Here is a 15988-nt window from a genome sequence, read left to right on the forward strand (position 1 = left end):
GCACCCGGCTCGCCCCGGCCGCCGCACAGGCAGCCGGGGCGCCGGCTTGTCCAGGGGGCTCCACCCCCGAAGAACTAGGCGGCGGAGCCCAGATACGGCCGCCAGAGCGGATCGGCCTCCTTGGAGTGCGCGAGCAGCCGCCAGTGCGGGCCGTGGGGCGCCCGCGGGACGACCCGCAGCCGCCAGCCGATCTCCGAGAGCAGCCGGTCCGCCTTGCGGTGGTTGCACTTGGCGCAGCAGGCGACGCAGTTGGTCCAGCTGTGGGGGCCACCCCGGCTGCGCGGGACGACGTGGTCGATCGTCTCGGCCCGCCCGCCGCAGTAGGCGCAGCGGTACCGGTCGCGGTGCATGAGCCCCGCGCGGGTCAGCGGCACCTGGGCCCGATACGGTACGCGGACGTACGTGCTGAGGCGGATCACCGAAGGCACCGGCAGCGAGACCTTCGCCGAGTGCAGCTCGATCCCCCCGGGGTCACCGTGCACCACTTCGGCCTTGCCGCACATCACGAGCACGACGGCGCGCCGCAGCGGCAGCGCCGTCAGCGGCTCGAAAGTGGCGTTGAGCAGGAGCACCCGGCGCCGCCCCCAGGCCGGGGCGGCCGGATCCCGGCCTCTACGCTGTCCGGGCGGGCGGGTCACTCCCCCTGGGCGGGTCCCCGGCCCGGCCGGGACTGCTCCGCCGGATGCGGAACCCCCCGGGTAGGCACGCAGGACCACCTCTGGCGCCTCGTCGGCCGTGGCTCGGCCGGAGGCGCCGCGGGGGCTGGGTTGTCGGTCTGGCACTCGACCACCTCCAGGGGCGTAGGCATAGTCGACCACAGAACAGGCCCCCAGCGCACGTGTGTTACAAGACGTGTCACATCCGCGCGACCCAACATCCACTCGACGTTGGGCTACCCGACCCGATCGGAAGGATGAACGAACCCCCGTGCTCTCCCTGCTCCCCTCCGCCGACCCGCCGTGCATCCAGGACCCCAGCACGTTCTGTTACCAGGTCTTCGATGTCACGAACAACAAGTGGCTGGCGGGTTCGGCGAATTGGCTGATCACCAAGCCGATCAAGATCCTCATGATCATCGTGATCGCGTTCTTGGTCCGGCTGCTGGTCAGACGGCTGATCAACCGCGTCACGACACTGCCGAAGACCGGCGGCAAGCTCCCGTCGATGCTGCGTCCCCTGCGCGAGCGCGCGCCGGAGGTGCTCGGCTCCGCCATCATCGAACGGCGCCGCCAGCGCGCGAAGACCATCGGCTCGGTGCTGAAGTCGATGGCGACGTTCCTGATCTACGGCCTGGCGTTCATCCTCGTGCTGGGCGAACTGGGCATCAACCTCGGCCCGATCATCGCGTCGGCGGGCATCATCGGCGTCGCGATCGGGTTCGGCGCGCAGAACCTGGTCAAGGACTTCCTGTCCGGGATCTTCATGATGGTCGAGGACCAGTACGGCGTCGGCGACGTCGTCGACGTCGGCGAGGCGTCCGGCACGGTCGAGTCGGTCGGCCTCCGGATCACGACGCTGCGTGACGTCAAGGGCACGGTCTGGTACGTCCGCAACGGCGAGGTCCTGCGCGTCGGCAACTCGAGCCAGGGCTTCGCGGTGGCGGTCGTGGACGTGCCGCTCGGCTACACGGCCGACGTCGAGCGCGCGACGACGGTCCTCGGCGAGGCGGCTTCGGCGGCCACCGAGAGCGAAGCGCTGAAGGACAACGTCCTCGAGCCGCCGGAGATGCTGGGTGTGGAAAGCGTCACACCGGAGGGTCTCTCCCTGCGCCTGACGGTGAAGGTGCGGCCGGGCAAGCAGTGGGCGGTGCAGCGGGCGCTGCGGGCCCAGCTGCTGGCGGCCCTGGAGGAGGCCGGTTTCGACCCGCCGCTCGGCCGGCTGTTCCCGCCCGCGGCCCCGGCTCCCGGGAAGTAGGCGCCACTACGCTGGGGAGCGGGTTCGCGACGGACCGGGACCGAACGGACCGGGCGTCGGGAACCCGCACCCCAGGGGCAAAATGGAAGGCGTGTCTGCAGTGAGCGAACCGGCGAACCTGTACGAAGCGGTGGGCGGCGAACCGACGTTCCGCCGGATCGTCGGGCGGTTCTACGAAGAGGTCGCGCGCGACGAGATCCTCCGCCCGCTCTACCCCGAAGAAGACCTCGGGCCAGCCGAAGAGCGCTTCCGGCTGTTCCTCATCCAGTACTGGGGCGGCCCGCACACCTACTCCGACCAGCGCGGGCACCCGCGGCTGCGGATGCGGCACGCGCCGTTCAAGATCGGGCCGCTCGAGCGGGATGCCTGGCTTCGCTGCATCCGGATCGCCGTCGACGAAGAGAACCTGGAAGAGCCGTACCGCGGGCAGCTCTGGGCGTATCTGGAGATGGCCGCGCACAGCATGATGAACAGCTTCGTATGAGCCGGGGAGCCTGGTGGCAGGACGCCGTCTTCTACCAGGTCTACGTACGCTCGTTCGCCGACTCGGACGGTGACGGCGTCGGGGACCTGGAAGGCATCCACTCCCGGCTCGGTTACCTGGAGCTGCTGGGCGTCGACGCGCTGTGGCTGACGCCCTTCTACCGCTCCCCCATGGCCGACCACGGCTACGACATCGCCGACCCGCGGGACGTCGACCCCGTGTTCGGCACCCTCGGCGACTTCGACGTGCTGCTCACCGAGGCGCACAAGCGCGGCATCAAGGTGACCGTGGACGTGGTCCCCAACCACACCAGCAACCAGCACGCCTGGTTCAAGTCCGCGATGGCGGCGAAGCCGGGCAGCCCGGAGCGCGACCGCTACATCTTCCGCGACGGCGTCGGCCCGAAGGGCGAAGACCCGCCCAACAACTGGGTCAGCACGTTCGGCGGCCCGGCCTGGACGCGCGTGCCGGACGGGCAGTGGTACCTGCACCTGTTCGCGCCGCAGCAGCCGGACCTGAACTGGGCCAACCCGGAGGTCGCCGCCGACCTGGAACGCACCCTGCGGTTCTGGCTCGAACGCGGCGTCGACGGCTTCCGCATCGACGTCGCGCACGGCATGGCCAAACCGCCCGGCCTGCCGGACATGGACCCGCGCGCGAACCCGCTGGGGCCGAGCCACTACTACGACCCGCGGTGGGACCACGACGGCGTCCACGAGATCCACCAGATGATCCGCAAGGTCCTCGACGAGTTCCCGGACGCGATGGCGGTCGGCGAGATCTGGGTGACCGACGAGGAGCGGCTGGCGCGCTACCTGCGGCCCGACGAGCTGCACCTGGCGTTCAACTTCCGGCTCGTGCTCACGCACTTCGACGCCGACGCCATGCGCACGGCCATCGAGCGGTCCCTGGCGGTCCCGGCCCGCACGGGCGCCCCGGCAACGTGGACGCTGGGCAACCACGACGTCTGGCGCCAGGTGAGCCGCTACGGCGGCGGTTCCCTCGGCGTGCGCCGCGCGCGGGCGATGGCGTTGGTGGAGCTGGCCTTGCCGGGCGCGGTGTACCTGTACAACGGCGAAGAGCTGGGGCTGGCGAACGTTCCGCTGTCACCGTCGGACATGGCCGACCCGCGGGCCAAGACCAGCGGCGCGAAGTTCGGGCGAGACGTTTCCCGGGTACCGCTGCCGTGGGAGGGCGATCTGCCACCGTTCGGGTTCTCGCGCAACCCGCGCACGTGGCTGCCGATGCCGGCTTCGTGGGCAGGATTGACGGTGGAGAAGCAGATCGAGGACGCGGACTCGACGCTGTCGCTGTACCGCGCGGCGATCGAGCTGCGGAAGACGCACCCGGCGTTCAGCGGGGACGAGCTGGAGTGGTACGGCGCACCGGCCGGGTGTTTCGCGTTCCGGCGGCGTGGGGGTGGGCTGGTTTGTGCTTTGAACACGTCGGCTTCGCCGATTGCGTTGCCGCCGGGTGACGTTTTGTTGGCGAGCAGTCCGCTGGTGGAGGGCAGGTTGCCTGCGGACTCGGCCGCCTGGCTGGTCTGAGGCTTTCCACAATCCGCGGTGGGTGTGGACAACTCGGGCCGGTGGCTGGTTCTTTCGGTTTTTCGTCGGTCGCTGCCGATACGCTGGAAGCGGGGGCAGCCCCCAGGGAGGGCGGGCCGCGCGCTTTTCCGGCCGGGCGCTTTTCCGGCCGGGCGCTTTTCCGGCCGGGCGCTTTTCCGGCCGGCCGGTGGGAGCTGCGTTGTCGTGAACGGGTCGTTCATGACGTTCTTGGTCGAGTTGGTGCCGGTCGTGGGTGGCTTGCGGTCGCGGTGGGGTGAGTGGTGTCGTTGCCGGGGCTATGGGGACGGTTGTTGCGGGCTGTGATGCAGCGAAGGCGGCGTTGGGTGCGTTGAACGCACCGAAGGCCGCCTTGGGGCATCAGCTGCTGCCGCCGGCAGGATCGGGGTGCGCGGAGTTGCCGGTCGGGAGCCACACGCCGGATCAAGATCATTACGGGCGAGCCGCTCGCGGCGTGACTTTGCCGGAACCCGCCCAGGGAGGGCGGGCCCTGCGCGGCGCGGGCTTCAGCCGGTCTGGTTGCCCGGCCCGTCGTCGAAGGCACCGCTCGCCAGCCAGGCCACCAACGCCGCGGCCTGGAGGTAGGGCGCCGCCTGGGCGGCCGCCCGGCCCGCCGCGCGCGTGCGGCCCCACCTCTCAGGTCGTTCCGCGGGCGATGGTGCCCGCTCACCCGCCGGACGGTCCGTCCGCCACGGAGCTTCTTCGGCACGCACCGAATCCAGGAACTCCGCGGTCGGGTCTTCGTCCGGGGCCATGCGACCAGCGTGCCACCGCTCGGCCGGGAGCGGTGGCCGCCGTAAGGACTTCGTCAGAACAGCAGCGGCAACAGCGCGTGCCGGCGCCGCACGATCGCCCCGTACCGGGCGTCCAGGCGCAGCCACGAATCCGTCGCCGTCACGCGGACCACGTCACCCTCCACGTCCGAATCCACGAAACCCATTCCGGACATCGCGAACAGGCAGCGCATCTGGACCTTGACCTCGACCGACTCGCCCGTCACCGTCAGCACCGCCTGGTCCATCAGGGACGCCGGGGGCGTGCCGTGCGGGCCCGCGTTGTCCCTGGCCAGCGTCACTCCGCGGTCCGCCAGCTCCGAGACCACCCGCGCGGGCAGCTCGTCGACCAGCGGCCAGCGGCCCGACGGTGGCAGCTCGCCGTGCCAGAGCAGGTCGCGGGCCGGGCCCGGGTCCATGCGGGGGCCGCCCGCCACCGTCAAGGCCGCCAGCAGCTCGTTGCCGGACACCGTGACGTCGCCGGGTGTCACGTCGCCGGCCACCGCTCGGGTGGCCAGGCACTCGAACGGCGTGGCCGTCCAGGCCTCGACCACGCCGTCGCCGCGCTGTCGCAGGCGGACGGCCGTCTGGCCGTCCAGCCGGACCGCGCGGGCGACGAACGCGCCGAGGGTCTCCCGGTCGGCCGCGTCCGGCACGAACAACTCAGGCATCCGCGAACCCCTGCTTCAGAAACTCCGACTCGGCCGGGGTGAGCCTACGCGGCCGCAGCGCGACCGTGTCGTACGGCGCCAGCACCGTCTCCGCCGTGACCGCCACCGGGTCGTCCGCCGACGGCCCGCCGCGGACGCGGTAGGCCAGCGTGAAGCTCGCCGCGCGCAGCTCGGTCAGGTCAATGTCGACGCGCAGCTGCTGGCCGGACACCACGATCGGCGCCTTGTACGCCACCTCCAGCCGGACCACGACGATACCCTTCGGCAGCTGGTCCAGCCCCGCCTTCGTCGCCCCCTCGAACAGCAGCGGGATACGTGCCTCTTCGAGCAGCGTCACCATCTTCGCGTGGTTGATGTGGCCGTAGACGTCCATGTCCGTCCAGCGCGGACGGATCAGCGATACGTAGGTCACCGCACCGTGCTCCGGATCTGGCGCGCCGCCACCGACAGCGTCGCCAGGTCGAGCCGGCCCGACTTGGTGATCTCGTCGAGCGCGACGCGCGCCCGCTGCAGCCTCGAGGCGTTCGTCTTCTCCCACTGGGCGATCTTGGCGTCGCCGGACGAACCGGGATCGCTGTGCCGCAACGCGTCCAGCGTGATCGCCCGCAGCGAACCGTAGACGTCGTCGCGCAGCGAAAGCCGGGCGAGCGCGTGCCAGCGGTTGCCGCGTTCGAGCTTGCTGATCTCGGTGAGCATCGAGTCGATGTCCAGGTGCGCCGAGAGCGCGTAGTACAGCTCCGCCGTCTCGGCCGGGCTGTGCACGGCGTCCACGCCGATCTGCTGCTCGGCGAGCTCGGCCACCTCGGTGACGTCGAGCAGGCCGTAGGTGTGCAGCAGCAGCGACACCCGGCGGGCCAGGCTCGCCGGCACCCCGGCTTCGATCAGCTCGTCCGCGTGCGCCTGCACCGACTCGGCCTCGCGGCCGCGCAGCAGGTCGCCGATCTTCGGCACGAGCTTGTCGAGCACCCGGCCGAAGCGCTTGATCTCCGACAGCGGGGCCAGCGGCTGCGGCCGGTTGGTGAGGAACCAGCGCGCGGCCCGGTCGAGCAGCCGCCGCGTCTCCAGCACCATGTTGTTGGCGACGTCGGTGGACACGACGTTGTCGAGCGCGTCGATCTCCTGCCAGAGCGAGGGCAGGTCGAACACCCGCGTGACGACCGCGTACGCGCGCACCGCGTCCGTCGCCGTCGCGTTCATCTCCTCCATGAGCCGGTAGACGAACGAGATGCCACCGCCGTCGACCACCTCGTTGGCGATCAGCGTGGTGATGATCTGCCGGCGCAGCGGGTGTTCGCCGATCGCGGAGCCGAACCGCTCGCGCAGCGGCGTCGGGAAGTACTCGGGCAGCCGGGCCGCGAACACCTTCGAGTCGGGCAGGTCGCTGGCCAGCAGCTCGTCCTTCAGCTCCAGCTTGACGTGCGCGAGCAGCGTCGCCAGCTCCGGCGAGGTGAGGCCCTTGCCCGCCTTCTCCAGCTCCCGGAACTCCGAGTTGGTGGGCAGCGCTTCGAGCTTGCGGTCGAAGGCCCCCGCGGACACCAGCGCCTGCACCTGGCGCGCGTGCACCGACAGCATCGGCGCGGCGTGCGCCCGGCTGACGCCGAGGACGGCGTTCTGCCGGTAGTTGTCCTTGAGGACCAGCGCGCCGACCTCGTCGGTCATCTCCTCCAGCAGCTCGTTGCGCTGCTCGCGCTCCAGCTTGCCGGTCTGCACGAGGTGGTCGAGCAGGATCTTGATGTTGACCTCGTGGTCGGAGCAGTCGACGCCGGCCGAGTTGTCGAGCGCGTCGGTGTTGATCTTGCCGCCGCTGCGGGCGAACTCGATCCGGCCCAGCTGGGTCAGGCCGAGGTTGCCGCCCTCGCCGAAGACCTTGACGCGCAGCTGCTTGCCGTCGACGCGGATGGCGTCGTTGGCCTTGTCCCCGGCAGCCTGGTGGGACTCGCTCTCCGCCTTGACGTAGGTGCCGATGCCGCCGTTCCACAGCAGCTCGACCGGCGCCAGCAGGATCGCCTGGATCAGGTCCATCGGCGCCAGCGCGGTGACGCCCTCCTCGAGGCCGAGCGCCGCGTGGACCTGCGGGCTGATCGGGATCGACTTCGCCGTGCGCGGGTAGATGCCGCCGCCCTCGCTGATCAGCGAACGGTCGTAGTCGTCCCACGAGCTGCGCGGCAGGTCGAACAGCCGGCGCCGCTCCGCGAACGACGTGGCCGCGTCCGGGTTCGGGTCCAGGAAGACGTGCATGTGGTTGAACGCCGCGACCAGCCGGATGTGCTCGGACAGCAGCATGCCGTTGCCGAAGACGTCGCCCATCATGTCGCCGATGCCGACGACGGTGAAGTCCTCGGTCTGGGTGTCCTTGCCCAGCTCGCGGAAGTGCCGCTTGACGCTCTCCCAGGCGCCCTTCGCGGTGATGCCCATGGCCTTGTGGTCGTAGCCGACCGAACCGCCGGACGCGAAGGCGTCGCCGAGCCAGAAGCCGTACTTCGCCGACATCTCGTTGGCGATGTCGGAGAACTTCGCGGTGCCCTTGTCGGCCGCGACGACCAGGTAGGAGTCGTCGGCGTCGTGCCGGACCACGCCCGGCGCGGGCACTGTCTTGCCCTCGATCCGGTTGTCGGTCAGGTCGAGCAGGCCGGAGATGAACATGCGGTAGCAGGCGATGCCCTCGTTGAGCTGGGCGTCGCGGTCGATGCTGGCGTCGCCGCTCGGGGCCGGCGGGCGCTTCACGACGAAGCCGCCCTTCGCGCCGACCGGCACGATCACCGCGTTCTTCACCGCCTGCGCCTTGACCAGGCCGAGGATCTCGGTGCGGAAGTCCTCGCGGCGGTCCGACCAGCGCAGGCCACCGCGCGCGACCTCGCCGAAGCGCAGGTGCACGCCCTCGACGCGCGGCGAGTAGACGAAGATCTCGAACTTCGGCCGCGGCTCGGGCAGGTCGGGCACGCCGGCCGGGTCGAGCTTGATCGACAGGTACTCGCGGGGAGTCCCGTCGGCCGCGCTGACGTGGTAGTTCGTGCGCAGCGTGGCGCGGATGACAGCCATCAGGCGCCGCAGGATCCGGTCTTCGTCGAGGCTGGTGACCTCGTCGATCATCGCGTTCAGCTCGCTCGCCAGCGCGTCGGTCGCGGACTCGCGGTCGGCGTCGGACAGCTGCGGGTCGAACCTCGCCTCGAACAGCCGCAGGAGCTTGGTGGCGACCTGCGTGTGGTTCAGCAGCGTGTTCTGGATGTAGTCCTGGGAGAACGCGCTGCCGGCCTGGCGCAGGTAGCGCGAGTAGGCGCGCAGCACGGCGGCCTGGCGCCAGGTGAGGCCGGCCCGCAGCACGAGGCCGTTGAGGCCGTCGACCTCGGCGTCGCCGCGCCAGGCGGCCTCGAAGGCGTCCTGGAACCGGCCGCGCAGTTCTTCGACGGCGTGCTCGTCGGACTCGTCGAGCATCTTCTGGTCGACGCGCAGGCCGAAGTCGTAGATCCAGCACGCGCCACCGTCTTCGCGGTGCAGCTCGTACGGCCGCTCGTCGACCACCTCGACGCCCATGGCCTGCAGCACCGGGAGCACCTTCGAGAGCGTGACGCCCTCGCCGCGCAGGTAGAGCTTGAAGCGCCGCTCCCCCGGCGCGGCGTCGGCGGGCTGGTAGAACGACAGCGCGAGGTCGCCTTCGTCGGTGAGCGAGTCGAGCGAGCGGAGGTCGGCCAGCGCCTCTTCGGCGGTGAAGTCCTCCTTGTAGCCCTCGGGGAAGACCATCGCGAAGCGCTGGCCCTGCTCGGTGGCCGACTCCTCGCCGACGATCCCGACCGCGACCCCGCCGTCGGCGCGCTCCCGGCGTTCGTCGAGGACGGCCTCGACCATCCGGTCGTCCCAGGTGCGGACGGCGTCGTTCAGCCGGTCCTGGATCTTGAGCGTGTCCGGTTCCAGGCGGCGCGCCGGGTCGGTGTGGACGACGAAGTGCACCTGCGCCAGGACCGTCTCACCGATCCGCGCGCTGTACTCGAGCTGGGTGCCTTCGAGCTCTTCGAGCAGGACTTCCTGCATCGCGAGCCGCGAGCGCGTGGTGTAGCGGTCGCGCGGGAGGTAGACGAGGCAGGAGTAGAAGCGGCCGTACGGGTCGCGGCGCAGGAACAGGCGCAGCCGGCGGCGGTCCGAGAGCGTGATCGCGCCGGTCGTCGTCGAGTACAGCGAGTCGGTGTCGGCGGAGAACAGGTCGGCGCGCGGCCAGTTCTGCAGGATCTCCAGCATCCGCTGGCCGGAGAACGACTCGATCGGGAAGCCGGCGCGGTGGATGACCTCGCGGACCCGCTTGCAGACGACGGGGATGTCGAGGACGTTCTCGTGCAGCGCGGTGGTGGTGAACATGCCGAGGAAGCGGTGCTCGCCGGTGACCTTGCCCGCGGCGTCGAAGGTCTTCACGCCGACGTAGTACGGGTAGACCGGGCGGTGCACGGTCGAGGGCGCGCTGGCCTGCGTCAGCACCAGGAGGGTGGGCGCGAGGGCGCTGGCGGCGGTGTCCGGGCCGGCGGTCAGGCCGCGGGCGGCGAGGCTGTCCTGGCGCAGCACGCCGAGGCCGGAGGCCAGGACCGCGCGCAGGGCGGGCTCGTCGGTGTCCGGGTGGGGGTTGTCGACCAGCTCGTAGCGACGGTAGCCGAGGAACGTGAAGTGGCCGTCGGCCAGCCAGCGCAGCAGCCGCGCGCCTTCGGCGACCTCGTCCTTCGCCAGCTTCGGGGGGTCGTTCTCGAGTTCGCTCGCCAGCTGGCAGGCCGTCTGGGCCATCTTTTCGGCGTCCTCGACGACCTCGCGGACGTCGCCGAGCACGCTGGAGAGCCGGTTGTCGAGTTCGCGGGCGCGGTTGCGGTCGGTGACGAAGTCGATCTCGATGTACATCCACGACTCGGCGGCCGCGTTCGCGGGCGGCTCGGCCGGGTCCGCGTCGGGGTGGACCTCGAGGAGCTCGCCGGTGAGGTCGCGGCTGACCACCACGATCGGGTGAACTATGCGCTGCACCTGCACGCCGTCGCGGGCGAATTCCGCGGCGATCGAGTCGACGAGGTACGGCATGTCGTCGGTGACGACCTGCACGACGGTGGCCTCGCGGGCCCACCCGTCTTCGGCGACGGTCGGGTTCAGCAGCCGCACGGCCGGGCGGCCGGGCATCCGGTGCTTGGCCAGCTGCAGGTGCGAGCGGACGGCGCCGACCAGGTTGACGGCCTCGTCGCCGACGATCTCCTCCGGCGGGATGTGCCGGTAGTAGAGGCGGATGAGCTCACCGATCTCCGGCGCCAGCCCGGCGGCGGAGTCGATCAGGTCGTCCCTGATCTGCTCCGGGCTGGCCGAGGAGCGCGGGCTGCCGAATTCGGGTTCGGCGTCCGCTCCGGTTCCGGGTAGGGACGAGACTCCGGTCGAGCTCATTTGAGACAACACTCCAGTTTGCGTGAGGTGGCACCGCGCCGGTTCCGCGTTGAGCCGGCCACCCCACACTAATGCGCCGGGGTCGGGGAACACATGAAGACCCGGAGGTTCCCCGGCGCGCGGAAACCCTTCCGGGGCATGGGATTCGCGTGATCGGTCAAGCTACTGACGGGTTGCGTTCCAAGCCTCCGCGCGGCTGTGACCAGCCGTGGCCGCCGGGTTCGGTTCGTCGTGGGCTCGACGTGATCGGTTCAGCTAGCCGGGTGTGACACCGCTCGGCGAACGGTGTCGGCCAGTCGGCGACGCCGGGGTGCGACGGATCCCACTGTGTTCGAGCCGCAGCAGGTCGGCGCTCCAGCGGGGCGTCTCACCGACCGGGACGCGGCCGGGGTGAACTCCCCGGTGGGGCCCTTTGAGGCCAAGGCCGTGGGCGACCTTCCACGCCGAAACTGTCGGTGGTCTCCGGTAGCGTGGAAAACGGGGGGCGCCCCCGCGGGGCAGGGTTCCGGCAAAGTCGATCGCTGAGTGACCCTTCACCGGGTGGCCGAAGGCCGGTGGAGCTGTCGCCGATGCAGTGAACGACTCGTTCACTGCGCCAGACGTCATGAAAGACACTTTCATGACGTTCGAACCCGCTGCCACGCCCGGCTGAGCCCAGCAGCGCGGCTGCTCGGACAACTTTGCCGGAACCCTGCCCGCGCGGGGGTCGGTTTGCTGCCGGTCCGCGGTCAGTCGCGCGACCGGTGGCCGCGGGAATCGGACACCTCGGCGCCGTGGCCGTTGCGGCCGTGGCCGTTGCGGCGGGTCGTGTCCTGGGAGCCGAGTTGCTTCACCAGTGCCGCCGCGCTTGCCGTGCCTGCCTGGTGCTCGGCCAGTGCTCGGGCGAGCAGGTCGGCGAGGCCGGCGTCCGGTGGGGGCTCGTCCTCGGAGATCGCGCGGGCGTAGCTCTCCGGGAACGGGGCCGTCGCCGGTGTCCAGTGGCCGAAGTCCTCCATCGGCTCCAGCGACGGCGGCATCCGCAGCCGCGGCAGCCAGGGCTCGGCTTCGTCGCGGTAGTCCGGCACCGAGGGCGGCTCGTCCTCCGGCCGCGGCGGTGGGGCGAGCTCGGGTTCGGGCCGGGCCGGCTCCTCCGCGCGCGGGCTTTCGGCGTCTTCGGCCCGGCGGCGGCCCCCGGCGCCCCCGGCCGCCGAGATGCCCAGGCGGTCCAGCACCGACCGCGCGGCCACCGAACCGTGCTCGGCGTCGTGGCGCGTCGACGGCTGCGGCTCCGAACGGCGCGCCTCCGACGCCCACGGTTCCCGCTCGGCGGCGGGCTCGGGTGCGAGCGGCAACGCCGGCGTGATGCGGGTGGGCGCCGACTCGCGCTCGGCGGCCGTCTCGCGCAGCCGGGCTTCGGCGAGCGCGGCCCAGGAGAACTTGGTCTTGCCGGTTTCGGCGGCCGGCGGCTCGACGGGCTCCGGCGCGGGGCGGTTTCCGGCCTCTTGACGCGGCCGCGGCTCGGCAGGCTCCGGCGCCCGTCGCACCTCGGCCGGCTGCGGACGAGACTCCGGCTCGGCAGGCACGGGCCGGGGCTCCGGCTCCCGCACCGGCCGCACCTCAGCGGGCTCCGGACGAAACTCCGCACGCCGCTCGGCAGGCGATGAACGAAACTCCGACCGCCCCTCGACGGGCTCCGATCGAAATTCCGGCCGCCGCTCGGCAGGCTCCGAATGCCGCTCAGCAGACGACGAACGAAACTCCGGCTCTCGCCGCGCCACCTCGACCGGCTCCGGGCGAACCTCCGGCGCCCGCTCGCCAGACTCCGGCCGCCGCTCCACGACAGCCCGCTCCACGACGGCCCGCTCCACGACAGCCCGCTCCACGGCAACCGGCTCGACGACCGGCTCCGGCCGCACCAGAGGCTCCGGACGCACCCGAGGCTCCGCCCGCTCGACAGACCGGCGCCCCGGCGGCGCGGGTTCGTCCCGCACGGCCGGCATCAGCGTCGTCTCGGCCGCGTCCGCCGTCACCCGCGGCCGCTCGAACGACCACGCTGGCGCCGCCGGCTGCCGGGGCTCGGGCCGCGACGGTGCCTCCTCGCGCCCGAACGACCACGCCGGCGTCCGCGGCTCAGGCGGCTCCGGCGCGGGCTGCGCCACCGGCGCAGGCTCGGCCGCGACGACCGGGATCGGCCGCGACGGCACCGCCTTCAGCACTTCGTCCAGGTCGATCGACGCCGGCTCCCCGGTGCCGAACTCGCCGGCCAGCACGCTGCACGCCTGCCGCCGGGCCCGGGCGTGCAGCTGCTCGGCCGCCCGCGAGCGGTACAGGCACGCGATGGCCTCCTCCGCCTGCCCGAACCGCTCCTGCAGCTGCGCCAGCTCCAGCCACAACCGCGCGGTGACCGCCGACAGCCCGTGCCGGTCGGTGCTCGCCACGGCTTCGCGGACCAGCTCGATCGCCGCCTCGCCCGCGCCCGCGGGCAGGTGGATCCGGGTCGCCACGGCCAGCCGCAGCCAGCCCATCGGGGCGACGCCTGCCGCCCGGACCGGCTCGGCCAGCACCGGCTCCGCGATCTCGTACGCCATTTCGGTGTCGCCGCGGTCGAGCAGCGTGCTGACCAGCAGCAGCACCAGCCGGATGCGGACGAGGCCGCCGTCGTCGGCCGGGTTGTCGAGCCGCTCCAGGAAGCCCAGGCCGGTCCGGGCCGCGTCGGCCGCCGCCGTCAGGTCTCCGTGGCGCCGCCGGTGCGCGGCCGTGCCGACGCGCAGCAGCGCCCGCACGAGCAGCTGCGTGTCGGCGCCCAGCGAGTCGTCGCCGACGACGAGCTTGTCCGCCTCGACGAGCACGCGGTCCAGCTCCGACTTGCGGCCGAGCTGGCCGAGGCAGCCCACCAGGTGGCACAGCGCCGCGGCGCGGTGCACCGGCGAGACGACCGGGTCGGTGAGCACCGGCCGCAGCGCGGCGAGCCCGGTCAGCGGCACGCCCAGGCTGCGCGCGCACACGGCGAGGTCGATGCGCAGCCGGGCGGCGATGTCGCCGTAGCCGGCGTGCTCGGCCGCGCTCAGGGCCGCGACCGCGCGGCCGACGGTGCCCGGCCGCTCGCCGAGCCGGACGCGCGCGGACACGACCAGGCTCTCGGCCCGGATCCACTGTTCGTCGGCGCCGGCGGCTTCGGACAACGCCGCCGCGCGCTCGCCGAGCACGAGCGCGAGCTCGGGCGCGCGCAGGTGCAGCGCGTCCGCGCGTTCGATCAGCCTGCCGACTGCGGAGAGGGTTCCCCCGGCATGCGCGGAGCGCCCGCTCTCCGCCGACGTACGCCCTCCCGCGGAGGCGGCGTTCGACGGAGCGGAGAGCGGGCCCGTCCGGTGCTGTTTGCTGGCTTCCACGGGGAAACCCGCCCCCTCAGTCGCGGGTCAGCTTGCGGTGGGTGACACGGTGCGGGCGGGCAGCCTCGGCGCCCATCCGCTCCACCTTGTTCTTCTCGTACCCTTCGAAGTTGCCTTCGAACCAGAACCACTTGGCCGGGTCTTCGTCGGTGCCTTCCCAGGCCAGGATGTGCGTCGCGACCCGGTCGAGGAACCACCGGTCGTGGGAGATCACGACGGCGCAGCCGGGGAACTGCTCCAGCGCGTTCTCCAGCGAGCCCAGCGTCTCGACGTCCAGGTCGTTCGTCGGCTCGTCGAGCAGGATCAGGTTCCCGCCCTGCTTGAGCGTCAGCGCCAGGTTGAGCCGGTTGCGCTCACCACCGGAGAGCACGCCCGCCGGCTTCTGCTGGTCCGGGCCCTTGAAGCCGAACGCGCTGACGTACGCCCGCGACGGCATTTCGGTCTGCCCGACGTGGATGTAGTCCAGCTCGTCGGAAACGACCTGCCACACGGTCTTCTTCGGGTCGATCCCGCCGCGGTTCTGGTCCACATAGGACAGTTTGACCGTCTCGCCGATCTTGACCTCGCCGCCGTCCGGCTCCTCGAGCCCGACGATGGTCTTGAACAGCGTGGTCTTGCCGACGCCGTTCGGGCCGATGACGCCGACGATGCCGTTGCGCGGCAGGTTGAACGACAGGCCGTCGATGAGGACGCGGCCGTCGAAGCCCTTCTGCAGCTTCTCGACCTCGACCACGACGTTGCCCAGCCGCGGGCCCGGGGGGATCTGGATCTCTTCGAAGTCGAGCTTGCGGTGCTTGTCGGCCTCCGCCGCCATCTCCTCGTAGCGGTCGAGGCGCGAGCGCGACTTGGTCTGGCGCGCCTTGGCGTTGGACCGGACCCACTCGAGCTCGGTCTTCAGGCGCTTCGCGAGCTTCGCGTCCTTCTTGCCCTGGACCTCGAGGCGCTCGCGCTTCTTCTCCAGGTACGTCGAGTAGTTGCCCTCGTAGCCGACGACGCGGCCGCGGTCGAGCTCCATGATCCACTGGGCCACGTTGTCGAGGAAGTACCGGTCGTGGGTGACGGCCAGCACGGCACCGGCGTAGCGGGCCAGGAACTGCTCCAGCCACAGGACACTCTCGGCGTCCAGGTGGTTGGTGGGCTCGTCGAGCAGCAGCAGGTCGGGCGCCGACAGCAGCAGCTTGCACAGCGCGACCCGGCGGCGCTCACCACCGGAGAGGTGGGAGACGCCTTCGTCCGGCGGCGGGCAGCGCAGCGCGTCCATGGCCTGCTCGACGGTCGAGTCGAGCTCCCAGGCGTCGGCGTGGTCGAGCTCCTCCTGGAGCTTGCCCATCTCCTCGAGCAGCTCTTCGCTGTAGTCGGTCTCCATCAGCCGGAGGACCTCGTTGTAGCGGTCGAGCTTGACCTTGACCTCGCCCAGGCCCTCTTCGACGTTCTCGCGGACCGTCTTCTCCTCGTTGAGCTCCGGCTCCTGCATGAGGATGCCGACGGAGGCGCCGGGCTGGAGGAAGGCTTCGCCGTTGCTGGCCTGCTCGATCCCCGCCATGATCTTGAGAACGGTGGACTTACCGGCACCGTTCGGCCCGACCACGCCGATCTTGGCGCCGGGGTAGAACGCGGTGCTGACGTCGTCGAGGATGACCTTGTCCCCGACGGTCTTGCGCACCTTCTTCATGGTGTAGATGAACTCGGCCATACCCACGATCGTAGAGCGCGCTTGATCGCGCCTCGACGGCGGTCACCGTCGGACTACCGAAAGTCAGCCCGAGATCACGGCGAGAGTAGCAAAACGGCCGTTTTCCCGGCAGCCGGACGGCGG

General features: G+C 71.4%; 10 protein-coding genes. 3 read left to right on the forward strand and 7 right to left on the reverse strand.

From position 1 onward, the window contains the following. Positions 1-74: 74 nt before the first annotated feature. Positions 75-572, reverse strand: a complete 498-nt coding sequence (locus BLW76_RS36910; RefSeq protein WP_091316370.1) for an HNH endonuclease — start codon at positions 570-572, stop codon at positions 75-77. Between the two features lie 355 nt (positions 573-927). Between BLW76_RS36910 and BLW76_RS36915 the strand changes: the two genes are divergently transcribed. The 3 genes from BLW76_RS36915 to BLW76_RS36925 all read left to right on the forward strand — a co-directional run bounded on the left by BLW76_RS36915 (position 928) and on the right by BLW76_RS36925 (position 3945). Beyond that, on the forward strand, positions 928-1914 hold the full coding sequence (locus BLW76_RS36915) for a mechanosensitive ion channel family protein (RefSeq protein WP_244170487.1): 987 nt from the start codon (positions 928-930) through the stop codon (positions 1912-1914). Between the two features lie 100 nt (positions 1915-2014). Then, complete coding sequence (locus BLW76_RS36920; protein ID WP_086840497.1) at positions 2015-2398, forward strand: globin; 384 nt, start codon at positions 2015-2017, stop codon at positions 2396-2398. Continuing rightward, positions 2395-3945 (forward strand): glycoside hydrolase family 13 protein, encoded by a 1551-nt coding sequence (locus BLW76_RS36925; RefSeq protein WP_091316372.1) that lies wholly within the window; start codon positions 2395-2397, stop codon positions 3943-3945. The genes BLW76_RS36920 and BLW76_RS36925 overlap by 4 nt, the downstream gene beginning before the upstream one ends. A 524-nt stretch (positions 3946-4469) precedes the next feature. Here the strand turns inward: BLW76_RS36925 and BLW76_RS36930 are convergent. The 6 genes from BLW76_RS36930 to ettA all read right to left on the reverse strand — a co-directional run bounded on the left by BLW76_RS36930 (position 4470) and on the right by ettA (position 15865). Continuing rightward, positions 4470-4718 carry a hypothetical protein gene (locus BLW76_RS36930; protein ID WP_091316374.1) on the reverse strand — a complete coding sequence of 83 codons (249 nt, stop codon included), beginning with the start codon at positions 4716-4718 and terminating at the stop codon, positions 4470-4472. Positions 4719-4771: 53 nt separating this feature from the next. After that, the gene (locus BLW76_RS36935) at positions 4772-5407 is read right to left on the reverse strand and encodes a DUF8010 domain-containing protein (RefSeq protein WP_091316376.1); all 636 of its coding nucleotides are present in this window, start codon (positions 5405-5407) and stop codon (positions 4772-4774) included. Next, positions 5400-5819 carry an acyl-CoA thioesterase gene (locus BLW76_RS36940; protein WP_091316378.1) on the reverse strand — a complete coding sequence of 140 codons (420 nt, stop codon included), beginning with the start codon at positions 5817-5819 and terminating at the stop codon, positions 5400-5402. Before BLW76_RS36940 ends, BLW76_RS36935 begins: the two co-directional genes overlap by 8 nt. After that, a complete protein-coding gene (locus tag BLW76_RS36945) occupies positions 5816-10804 on the reverse strand; it encodes an NAD-glutamate dehydrogenase (protein ID WP_091316380.1) in 4989 nt (1662 codons plus the stop codon). Before BLW76_RS36945 ends, BLW76_RS36940 begins: the two co-directional genes overlap by 4 nt. Positions 10805-11532: 728 nt before the next feature. Continuing rightward, entirely contained in the window at positions 11533-14172 is a 2640-nt protein-coding gene (locus BLW76_RS36950; protein ID WP_425266037.1) for a hypothetical protein, read from the reverse strand. A gap of 16 nt (positions 14173-14188) precedes the next feature. After that, a complete protein-coding gene (ettA, locus tag BLW76_RS36955; protein ID WP_091316381.1) occupies positions 14189-15865 on the reverse strand; it encodes an energy-dependent translational throttle protein EttA in 1677 nt (558 codons plus the stop codon). Positions 15866-15988: the final 123 nt, after the last annotated feature.

This window comes from Amycolatopsis tolypomycina, from assembly GCF_900105945.1.
GTDB classification, from domain to species: Bacteria; Actinomycetota; Actinomycetes; order Mycobacteriales; family Pseudonocardiaceae; genus Amycolatopsis; species Amycolatopsis tolypomycina.

Coding starts and splice junctions, on each gene's coding strand:
- BLW76_RS36925 (WP_091316372.1), top strand. CDS start 2,395: ATGAGCCGGGGAGCCTGGTGGCAGGACGCCGTCTTCTACCAGGTCTAC.
- BLW76_RS36930 (WP_091316374.1), bottom strand. CDS start 4,718: ATGGCCCCGGACGAAGACCCGACCGCGGAGTTCCTGGATTCGGTGCGT.
- BLW76_RS36935 (WP_091316376.1), bottom strand. CDS start 5,407: ATGCCTGAGTTGTTCGTGCCGGACGCGGCCGACCGGGAGACCCTCGGC.
- BLW76_RS36945 (WP_091316380.1), bottom strand. CDS start 10,804: ATGAGCTCGACCGGAGTCTCGTCCCTACCCGGAACCGGAGCGGACGCC.
- ettA (WP_091316381.1), bottom strand. CDS start 15,865: ATGGCCGAGTTCATCTACACCATGAAGAAGGTGCGCAAGACCGTCGGG.